4 protein-coding genes and 2 pseudogenes are annotated in these 4,049 nt (G+C 34.0%); 4 read left to right on the top strand and 2 right to left on the bottom strand.

What is annotated here, in order from left to right:
* A pseudogene (locus N482_RS24120) lies at nt 1-342 on the bottom strand (IS4 family transposase); the annotation flags it as partial.
* A gap of 193 nt (nt 343-535) precedes the next feature.
* Here N482_RS24120 and N482_RS24115 point away from each other — a divergent pair.
* The 4 genes from N482_RS24115 (at nt 536) to N482_RS05395 (ending at nt 3,922) form a co-directional block, all read left to right on the top strand.
* Nucleotides 536-820: a hypothetical protein gene (locus N482_RS24115; protein WP_196765310.1), complete on the top strand. Its 285-nt coding sequence runs from the start codon at nt 536-538 to the stop codon at nt 818-820.
* A 390-nt stretch (nt 821-1,210) separates the two neighbouring features.
* A complete protein-coding gene (locus tag N482_RS05400) occupies nt 1,211-1,780 on the top strand; it encodes a hypothetical protein (protein ID WP_063376095.1) in 570 nt (189 codons plus the stop codon).
* 53 nt (nt 1,781-1,833) lie between these two features.
* Entirely contained in the window at nt 1,834-1,995 is a 162-nt protein-coding gene (locus N482_RS24735) for a hypothetical protein (protein WP_155730503.1), read from the top strand.
* 1 nt (nt 1,996) lies between these two features.
* The gene (locus N482_RS05395; RefSeq protein WP_063376094.1) at nt 1,997-3,922 is read left to right on the top strand and encodes a hypothetical protein; all 1,926 of its coding nucleotides are present in this window, start codon (nt 1,997-1,999) and stop codon (nt 3,920-3,922) included.
* On the opposite strand, the pseudogene N482_RS24730 reads toward N482_RS05395, so the two are convergent.
* Nucleotides 3,921-4,049 (bottom strand): annotated as a pseudogene (locus tag N482_RS24730) (transposase); the annotation flags it as partial. The gene N482_RS05395 and the pseudogene N482_RS24730 sit on opposite strands and share 2 nt — an antisense overlap.

Below are 4,049 nucleotides of genomic sequence, written 5' to 3'. Positions count from 1 at the left end.
ACTTCGACTATGTGATGGCAAAGAAGCTCGAAGTAAGAAGTGACGTTTATATTCATCTAAATCAGACCAATCAACTAAAATAATGGGTCGCTTTCTAGTCCCAACAGTATATTTAGCTAGTTCGGTGTAAATACCTAGACTTTCACGAGAAAGGTTTGCGTTTGATAGTAATCTATCTGCTCGCTTTATCTTATGCTTTTCCTTAGCATTGCAGTTAATGCCTCTTCCTATCGTCGTCACCGTGGCGGCAGCACCTGAAGTTAGACGTGCAACAGCAGCTATAAGGCTATTCTTGCGGTATGTATGCATATTAGGGGTGACAAAAGTGAGTGCTTTCTTCAAAATGGTGGTTACTTTCATAGTGTGTAGTGGTGTGTGATTTTTGGCGATTGATCAGATCGCGAAACGCTATGAAAGTTCCCTCACATTTATTTACCATCATGATTTTTAAAATTTATTTCTGGGGATAGTTCAGACTCTGCCCCCTTTGATTGATTAACTGTTCAACAAAACCCAACCTCTAGTGCACATTGTTTTGACTCGATTTAGATTCTCCCTGAACATATTCCACTATATACTGACCTGCGCAATTGATGAGGGAGAAGGGAGCACAGGTGCTTCGGTAAAAGGGGAGAGTTACACACCTTCTAAAAGTGGGTCGCGTCTTTATTTTAACACAGCGAATATAGAAGATACTTTAACCAAAGTATTGCCTCAGGGTGGCGAAATTCTATATCCAAAAACGTCTATTGGAGAGTTAGGTTGGGTTGCTGAATGTGGAGACTCTGAAAGAAAGTGCATCGCGCTTCATTCAGCGTGATGTGATTTTTGAAAATAAACTCAGTTGAGCGCTACCTTCCCTTCTTTAGCGCTCTTAATTACAAATTCATTGTCCTTACTAAAATCACATGTTTCTTTGGTTGCTTCTCAAAGTTAAGTTAATCTAACTCATTTAACTATAAGTTCCATTAATAATTGCACCTCTAATATCTAAACAAACGTAATGCTTCTATTTGTTTGTTTTATAAGTTAATAATTATTTGCAATTTTTCGTGGTGTTAGTTGCGGCGACGAAGAGGTATAAAATAGATATAAATAAGGCATAAAAAAGAGATAGCCACTATTGTGTAAATAAGCTTGCTAATTACATTGGTTATAAAAACACACACCTTTTAAATTGAGCAACGACTAACATTCAAGGAAATGCAACGTGACTAAAGTAGTAAAGTTTATATTTTTTATTGTGCTTTTTCTCGGGGTTGAAGTACATATAAGAAATGATAATTCAGAGTTCTTAACGTTTAAGCTAAGCCTAGCTAATGCTTGTTCGTATTCAAACGAATATGAGGAAGATGATGACTGTGCAGAAGGTGAAGATGACGATATTGAGATAATCGAAGTACTAGGTGAAGAAATTGAAGAAGACTGGGATGATGATTGGGGTGAATCAGAGTTTGAGGAATATTTAGAGGAACTGATTGAAGAAATTGAAGAAGAGATTGAAAGGCAAAAAGTACTAAGATGTGAGCGGGAAGCTTTAGAAGGTATTGACGATTGTGTAAGTGATCTAAAAGATGAGATTGGGTACGCAGCCGATGCTTGCTATATAACAGCAACTGTCGCGGGCGGCGTAACGGGGGTTTATTTCACCCCTCTAACAGGCGTGGTTATCGGTGGCTTGTCTGCTACTGGTTGTTGGTTGGCAAAAATTTACGACATGGAGAACGCGCCAGGAGAATGTACGGATGACGCTTTAGAAGAAGCTGAAAATTGCAATTGATGAATCGTTAGAGTTAATTATTTGAAATAAACATATTTTCACAGGAGGTTATAATGAGTGAAAAAGTGAAAGCCATTTTAGTAATGATATTTTTTTTAGTGCTTGGTTACATGTTAAGCGTGTTTGTTGAAGAAGTGACAATGGAATCGGTAGTTTTCCAATTTCTAATGTTTAATTATTTGTATGCTTTAATATTAAATATGAAAGAGAAATAATATGTTTTTTAAGGCTCTATCTTTTGTAGCTATTCTATTACTTATTTCAGCACTATTTGTTTTTAATAGTGAAGTTAAAGAGGATATTAAAGCTAGTAAACGGCTAGAGCATGTAGATGCAAGTGCATCAGAAGATAAAGCAACCGACGATTTCTATTGCAAGGATATAATTTTACAGAAAAGAGCAATGGAAAATGTGGAGCTGATAAAGAGTGAGTTGGTTGAGTACCAAGTACGATCTAACTTTAGTACTTCCGTTGACTTCTTATCATTAAAGCTAAGGCTTAATCCATTTTATGTAAGGAAGATAGTATTCAATGAGGAGATACATAATAAGAGTGATAAGTATAGCAAGGAAGAAGATTTTAATTTATTGCGCAGTATATATCAGTCTTTATCAAACGGAACGCTTGCAAAAGATGTAGATGCCGGAACTATAAATATAGATTCATCTTTTAGAAAAGAAGGGAGTGTTTATTCTCTGGTTGGGGTAGTAATAAAAAGTGGGAACAGAAAGTCGGAAGAAGCAATAGAGTCATTGATCAATGTGGGAGTTGTCCCTACATTGCCAGATATTATAGAAGCTATTAAAAAAATAGATAATAAGAAACTGGTTATCGATGTTATAAAAAGTAGCGTATACGATTTTAACAGTAAATTCTATTTGAATGCTAGTTACCAATCATTTTTGACGTTAGCATTAAAAAACAAAAAGCTAGAACTAGCTAAAGAGTTGATGAGTAAATATTATAACGCAACACCTGATCCTATTTTTTATACCGCACTAGACTATGCTGTTAGGAACTATTCAAGTTTACGAGAGAAAGAATTTTTAAAAATATTCACTCCATTACTTGTTACTCAAAATTACAACAGCAAGGTAACTTATAATTTTATAAAAAAGTATAATAAAGACATTAAACTGATTTATTTTAAAAACAAGTCATACTCAGGGCTTGATCAAGAAAATAAAAAAGAAATAAATGGCTTTTTAAGGGAGCTAATTTCGTTGCTAATAATAAAAAACAATGTAAAAGAAGGTGGGAGATGCTTTAATTTTCATAAAAAAAGTATGTTAGGTCAAATTGGTAAGCTGTTTAATCTGGAATATGCTGAAGAAAAGAAAATTTTAAAATATAAAAGAGAAGATGAGTGGGTTGAATATATTGATATTAAAGCTGAAAGTTCCAATTCATCCCCCATGTCAATTATCAATAAAGACGACACCTTAAAAGAAAAAATGGCGGTAAAGAAATATATGATAGCAAAGCTAAGAGAAAAAGCTGGTGCTATGAAAAAAAACGGTAAAGAATATGATCTTCATGATGATGAGGTTTTTGTTAATCTAGAGAGTTTAATTAAAGATAAGAGGTGGGTTAAAGTTGAGATGGCACTGAGAAATAGTAAAATTAAATATAACGATGTTTTTTTAAAATCTCTTTACTTTTTACTGCTTTCACATGATTCTCCAGTCGATATTTATGATGTAATTTTAGGTAAAGGCGTGATTCCTCCTGAGCATATAAATGTCTTGGTGATATATAAAGATAATCCTAGCCTTATTACTTATTTTGAAGAAGCCGGTGTTTCTTTTGTTAGTAGGGATTTGATAGGTTATACTCCTTTAATGAAATCTATTGAAATGGGGGCCTATAAATCATTTCTCTATCTTTTAAATAAGTATGGTGTTCAACAGGATGGGGCTGGTTTAGATGCTCTAGATATTGCTTTGCAAAGCCTAAGAAAACTTAGTAAAAGTAAGTTATCGAATTACGATTTCCCATATATATCTGAATTAATAAATAATGATATAGAAATAAAAAATAGTCATAGAGAAATCACTTCATCACTTAGTAAGGATTATATAATAATATACATATCATTAGCTGGAAGGTTTCCTGTGCTTGTTACGCCTCAAAAAAAATAAGTGCAGTTTGATTTTTTTTAACAAGTAGAGGCTCAAACGAACCAGCGCGATCTCTTGGCGTATCGAGTTCAAAAGTGCCAACGGATGACTTAACCATTTTAGTGCTAGAGCCATTTTTACGGTTAGG

Source organism: Pseudoalteromonas luteoviolacea NCIMB 1942 (genome assembly GCF_001625595.1).
GTDB lineage: Bacteria > Pseudomonadota > Gammaproteobacteria > Enterobacterales > Alteromonadaceae > Pseudoalteromonas > Pseudoalteromonas luteoviolacea_A.
This window is presented reverse-complemented; position numbering and strand designations above follow the sequence as displayed.